Below are 5,597 nucleotides of genomic sequence, written 5' to 3'. Positions count from 1 at the left end.
AATACTAAGTGGGTGGATATTAAAAACCTTTAGACACCCCCCTTATCAAGGGGGGATTAAGGGGGGATCGGCACCCCCCTTATCAAGGGGGGATTAAGGGGGGATCGGCACCCCCCTTATCAAGGGTAGATCCCCCCGCCTTCGGCACCCCCCTTATCAAGGGGGGCAGGGGGGATCGAACTCAAAATCTATTTTCTCCCCTCTTGACGGATCAAGTTACCGTAAACAGAAGCCCAATTCAAGGCGATTATGTCCTAATAAACTGGATATTTACAGTTTTTATTAACTACAATCTTCAGAGTATCCCCTGACCTAAAGCCAAACCTGTCACCAACATTCCTAACACTAGGAAAGGCTGGGCGCTGGCTTGATATTTGACATCATTTTTGAGCGGATCCCGCAGAAAATACATATCTTGGAAAGTGATCTGAGGGATAATTAATAACAGTAAAATAGCGGCATAAAGATTCTGATGAATACTAATCAGATAGCCAGCAATTCCTGCTTGAAAAACATCGATCATAATCACACAAATCCAAGCTGCGGTGGTAATTCCAAACATAACTGGCAAGGATTTTAAGCCTAATTTTTCGTCACCCTCCACACTTTTAAAGTCGTTAACTACAGCAATGCCTAAACCCGCCAGACTATAGATGAGGGTTAAGATCATAATTGTCCAATTTAACTGACCAAAAAGGGCGTGACCTGCCCACCAAGGTAAGGCTATATAACTGGCACCGAGGGCATAATTTCCCAGCCAACCATTTTGTTTTAATTTTAAAGGCGGTGCTGAATAAATATAGGCAATAAAAGAACCAAATAGGGTTAAACAGAGCATGAGCGGGAAATCATGACCGGCCCAGCGATCGAGCAGATAAGATATTCCTAACCCACCTGCTAATAAAACCAAAATCTGACCGACTACTTGCGGAATAGAAATTACCCCCGAAGGAATTGGACGATAGGGTTCATTAATTGCATCGATTTCTCGATCGTAAAAATCATTTAAAGTTTGGGTATAACCAGTCATCAATGGACCGGAAAGTAACATACAGGTGGCCGCTTTTAAGACATCTTCTAAAGACCAAGTATAATTCCCCGATGAAGCAGCCCCACAGACAACCCCCCAAATTAGAGGAATCCAAGTAATCGGCTTCATCAATTGTAAGCGGATTTTCCAGAGGGAAGTTTCTGCCGATGAGGCCCCTTTCATGCCCAATAATTGGCGAGTTTTTGCGCCTCGATTATCCTTGTTTTCTATCTCGGTGTTCGACATAATCCCTTAAAAAGAAATAATTAAGTAACCGTCTTGGAATTTGGCCCCTTTTACCGCTCGTCCGGTCAGAGGCGGTGGTACATCAATATTACGCCGTTGATCCCCGGCTTCGATGGTTAATTCTGGACCCGATTGCGTCAGTTTTACCTGTTTTTTCTCGAATCCGGGTAAATAAACCTTGACCTGACCGGCTGCCGTATCGATTATTAACGGTTTGGGCGGCTGCACCGTGAGAAAATTGGGTAACTCGGCGATTAACTCCTGCCAATCTTCTCCTTGACGGTCGGGTAAAATCGCAGCCGGCAGCGGAGCAAAATCCTCCGTAGCACTCTGACAGCGATTAAAAATCACTCCCCCCACATTTAAACCGATTTGCTGCGCCCCACCCCAAAGATATTTGGCATCTGCGATCGTAATTGGATCATCATTGGTGACTAGATAGGCTAAAACTCGCCGAGGATTAGCTAAAGCGGAGCGCCCCTCGTCTAGGATGTTATTATCGCCCTTCTGCCCTAAATCGTTGGGATTAAAGGAGAAATTCAGCACGGCAGCGGCGATTGGTTGGAAAAAGGGAGAAAGGGTGCGACCAATCTCGGAATCGCTGAAAACCTGCCGAAAACGCCGTGAATACCAGCTGCCCACCTCTGGAATCCCTAACATTCGCAGACTGTTGATATCTCCGCTGCCGTCGTAGATGATGACATCGTAATTTCCGCTTTTATCCTGTTCGCGCAGGAAATTTAAGGCTAGAGCTTGATCCATTCCGGGTAAAATGCCCAACTCTTGACCATAAACATTTTTCAAGGTGGGAGAACGCAAATACTGCTTTTCTAATTCCTTGACTTCTTCCCAACTTTTTTCTAGTAAATGGGTACTATTAAGCTGGATAACCGCGAGATTGGGGGCAATTTCGGTAATAGAGGAGCTAGGGGAGGCCTTGAGTAGTAATCCCCAAGCGGGACTAGAATCTTGACCGATCAAGAGAACTTTTGACCCCAGACCAGCCATTTTCTTTGCCGAAGCGATCGCTATTGTACTGCGACCGCTGCCCCCCTTGCCCAAAAAGGTCAAAATTAAGGACATAATTAATTCCTAAGCGTTATATTTAGATGAGTTTGAGTTCATCTTCAAAAAACCAAGTAGCGGTCTTATCATCGAACTGGACAACAGCACCAACACCGCTGCCATCGGTCATCTTAAAATTTTTGATGACACCCACTTTACCCAATTTACCCGCTACGTCCGAGTTAACGCGGTCTCTTAAGCGACAGACCTTGACTTTTTGCCCGATTTCCATTACTTCCACAGTTTTAATAAGACGATAATTCAATAAACCAATCCTAAGTTTAATATAAATTCGTCTAAGATAAACCCCCCAATGATCTTCGGTTACTGCTCTTTCTCAGATCATCTGTACTTAGCAATCATATATACTAAGCAATAGGACAAAATCAACCTCTTGGTTAGGATAGGCAATAGGCAATAGGCAAGAGGTAGTTAGATAAGTAGCTGGTTATAATTGAATTAAAAATGGATTTTAGGTTCGATCCCCCTGCCCCCCTTGATAAGGGGGGTGCCGATAGGCGGGGGGATCTACCCTTGATAAGGGGGGTGCCGATAGGCGGGGGGATCTACCCCTAATAAGGGGGGCATCTGAAAGTTTTCAATACCTACCTATGTGCGATTAATTGTGTCTAACTACTCAAAAAAGGGGTTTTATTTGGTTTCTGGGGCAGAATTTTGCAGATTTTCCAGTTGTTCTCTTTGCTTGCGTTTAAACTCCTCGGCCGCTTCGTTGATATTATTGCGAGTATCTTCCTGAAACTCCGATCCGTCCCGGCTACGGCGAAAATTACTATTATGAATCAAGTCTAGAGGATTAAAACCACCGAGAGCATCCCTGCCATCGGAACTACGTTCATTTTTTTGATAATCCGGCTGACTGGGGTTCAAGCTTTGAGCTAACACTTGCCGATTAAAACCAGCCCCGACTAATAAAATAGTAGCTAGAAATAAAGACGATTTGATCAACATTTTTTGAGTATTCATAATCTAACTAACTCCTCAGAAAATTATCTAGTTTTTGGTTTTGAGAAAGTTACAGGCTTTTCAGTGAACTGATAACTGATAACTGATAACTGATTTAAGCAAAACGACGACGAAGTAAGGGCTGAATTGCTAAAAGGATTAGCAGATCAAAAGCTAAGAGCAGGGCTAAAACTGTCAAGAAATTGAGGTCAAGCCAAGGGGTTTGTAAGACTATGCTATCAAAAGACCAGTGCTGATTGAAATAAATATAACGGATCGGTTCGATCGCATAGGTGAGAGGGTTGAGACTAGCGATTACTTTTAACCAATCTGCCATAAAGTTTAAGGGAGCGAGGGCGGTACTGGCAAATAAAAGCGGTAAATTGGTGACAAAAATGACGGCGATTAATTCGATATGTCCGGGGAGAGCAAAGGTTAAACTGAGACTTAAGGCAGTCATACCCAAAACTATTAGGAAAACAATCAAAGCGATCGCACCTAATCCGGCTAAACTAGGCAATCCGGCCCCTAAAAAGGCACTAGCGGCCACGATCGAGGCGGTTTGGATGAAACTGAGGGCGATAATATAGATGGTAGAAGCGGCCACGATCGAGTAACGAGTGGTTAAAGGTGCTACCAAGAGACGGTTAAGAAAGCCAAATTCTCGATCGAACATTACCGGCAAACCGGCATTTAAAGCCCCAGAAAAAGCGGTAAAGACAATCACCCCGGGGGCGAGAAATTTAGCATAACTGAGATCGTTGCCGAATAGACCTTGGGGAGCATTATAAAACAATGCCCCGAATAAAATCAGCCACATAAATGGCTGAATTACCCCCGCGATTAGGGTTGAAGGACGACGTTGTAATTGGATGAACAGACGTTTAGTCATGGCCAGAGTTTCTTGCAGAAATTCCCCTAGCACATTTCCCCCATCGTCCACCGTTGCTGCTCTAGTGGGATTGGGGGCTAAACTAGCTTTTAAGGAAGAAGGTGTGATCGTTTGGCTCATGAAATATTTACCTCTAATGCAGTCTTAACGGGTAATTTAGATAGTCAACAGTTTATCAGTGATCAGATGGCTCTCTTGGGGTCCCGGTGATCAGCAAATCCTCTCGAAAAAAGGGCTTACACCCTACCACTTCTCCAATATACAAGAGGCGCAAGCCCTGGGGGAAAGGAATGTAAATATTTATTAAATTGTAGCTTTTGATACAATGCGGGGGGGGGAAGTGTGTATTTTGTCTTTGAGCATTCGCTTGTCATTGTTTTGGGTTGCCCTATCGCTTAACCCAAATCTAAATGTCACGCACTCAAATCATTTACCATTAACCCTTTTCTTTTCATGAAAATAAAACAACTCGGAATTGTTTCTGGAGTTGCCCTTGCGACTCTGGTAACGGCTAGTGCGGCACAAGCTGCTTTGGTGGTCGTACCCCCCGGCTTGAATCCAGGCGATCAGTATCGTTTGGCGTTTGTTACTGACGGCACACGGGATGCAACAAGCACCAACATCGACGACTACAATAAATTTGTTACCAATGATGCCAGAGGAGGAACCCCAGGGATTGATACGGCTCTCGATGTGGCTTTAAATGCGGCAGGATTTAACCCTAATACGATCGAATGGAAGGTGATCGGTTCTACGGATTCAGTCGCTGCCCGTGATAATACAGGTACTAATCCATCGAGTACGGGTGTTCCGATCTATCTCATAGATGGCAACCGGGTTGCCAACAATAATGCCGATCTCTGGGATGGCAGCATATTAACCGGCATTGATCGCACTCCCCAAGAATCCGTAGGTGTTACTTTCGTATGGTCTGGAACCTCGGATGATGGTACGGTCGGGTGCTGTGGAGGGGCGATCGGGTCTAATGTCGCTATCGTCGGTGTTGCGGGCGCTTTCCTGGGGTCAGGGTGGATCAACGAATCCGTTAAGTCAGGTTCTGAAGTATACCAGTTCTATGGAATCTCAACCGTACTGACAGTTCCGACTCCAGCAGTCAGCGTCCCCGAACCCTCTAGCCTTCTTGGTTTTATCACCCTGGGCGGTTTAATGCTAGGGAGTGCTGTTAGGCTTACTGGGGGCGGCAGCGGCACTTAAGCGCCATTTCAGAAAACGGGTTTCTTTGAGAAACCCGTTTTCTCTTTCGCTGGTTACAAGGTAGAACCTTGTAACCAAATATTTAGGCTCTGCCTAATTTAAATATATTATTCTTCAGGTAGAACCTGAAAATAGCGTTCCCAGGTAGAACCCTGGAACGAGGTAGGAGACGAGGTAGGAAGCGCG

Annotated in this window: 6 protein-coding genes; 1 reads left to right on the top strand and 5 read right to left on the bottom strand. The window is 45.1% G+C overall.

Going from position 1 to position 5,597, the window contains the following annotated elements:
* Positions 1-295 precede the first annotated feature (295 nt).
* The 5 genes from chlG to O9324_RS13795 all read right to left on the bottom strand — a co-directional run bounded on the left by chlG (position 296) and on the right by O9324_RS13795 (position 4,316).
* Positions 296-1,276, bottom strand: a complete 981-nt coding sequence (chlG, locus tag O9324_RS13815) for a chlorophyll synthase ChlG (protein WP_287627818.1) — start codon at positions 1,274-1,276, stop codon at positions 296-298.
* A 6-nt stretch (positions 1,277-1,282) separates the two neighbouring features.
* Positions 1,283-2,359: a Get3/ArsA fold putative tail anchor-mediating ATPase NosAFP gene (locus O9324_RS13810; protein ID WP_002766587.1), complete on the bottom strand. Its 1,077-nt coding sequence runs from the start codon at positions 2,357-2,359 to the stop codon at positions 1,283-1,285.
* Positions 2,360-2,381: 22 nt separating this feature from the next.
* The gene (petP, locus tag O9324_RS13805; RefSeq protein ID WP_002742483.1) at positions 2,382-2,573 is read right to left on the bottom strand and encodes a cytochrome b6f subunit PetP; all 192 of its coding nucleotides are present in this window, start codon (positions 2,571-2,573) and stop codon (positions 2,382-2,384) included.
* 419 nt (positions 2,574-2,992) lie between these two features.
* Complete coding sequence (locus tag O9324_RS13800; RefSeq protein WP_288140473.1) at positions 2,993-3,325, bottom strand: hypothetical protein; 333 nt, start codon at positions 3,323-3,325, stop codon at positions 2,993-2,995.
* A gap of 94 nt (positions 3,326-3,419) precedes the next feature.
* The gene (locus O9324_RS13795) at positions 3,420-4,316 is read right to left on the bottom strand and encodes an ABC transporter permease (RefSeq protein ID WP_002789013.1); all 897 of its coding nucleotides are present in this window, start codon (positions 4,314-4,316) and stop codon (positions 3,420-3,422) included.
* 333 nt (positions 4,317-4,649) lie between these two features.
* Between O9324_RS13795 and O9324_RS13790 the strand changes: the two genes are divergently transcribed.
* A complete protein-coding gene (locus O9324_RS13790) occupies positions 4,650-5,411 on the top strand; it encodes a PEP-CTERM sorting domain-containing protein (protein ID WP_288140472.1) in 762 nt (253 codons plus the stop codon).
* The last annotated feature ends 186 nt before the right edge of the window (positions 5,412-5,597 follow it).

It is taken from the genome of Microcystis sp. LE19-84.1B (assembly GCF_027531875.1).
Classification (GTDB): Bacteria; Cyanobacteriota; Cyanobacteriia; order Cyanobacteriales; family Microcystaceae; genus Microcystis; species Microcystis panniformis.
This window is presented reverse-complemented; position numbering and strand designations above follow the sequence as displayed.

Coding starts and splice junctions, on each gene's coding strand:
- petP (WP_002742483.1), bottom strand. CDS start 2,573: ATGGAAATCGGGCAAAAAGTCAAGGTCTGTCGCTTAAGAGACCGCGTT.
- O9324_RS13795 (WP_002789013.1), bottom strand. CDS start 4,316: ATGAGCCAAACGATCACACCTTCTTCCTTAAAAGCTAGTTTAGCCCCC.
- O9324_RS13810 (WP_002766587.1), bottom strand. CDS start 2,359: ATGTCCTTAATTTTGACCTTTTTGGGCAAGGGGGGCAGCGGTCGCAGT.
- O9324_RS13790 (WP_288140472.1), top strand. CDS start 4,650: ATGAAAATAAAACAACTCGGAATTGTTTCTGGAGTTGCCCTTGCGACT.
- chlG (WP_287627818.1), bottom strand. CDS start 1,276: ATGTCGAACACCGAGATAGAAAACAAGGATAATCGAGGCGCAAAAACT.
- O9324_RS13800 (WP_288140473.1), bottom strand. CDS start 3,325: ATGAATACTCAAAAAATGTTGATCAAATCGTCTTTATTTCTAGCTACT.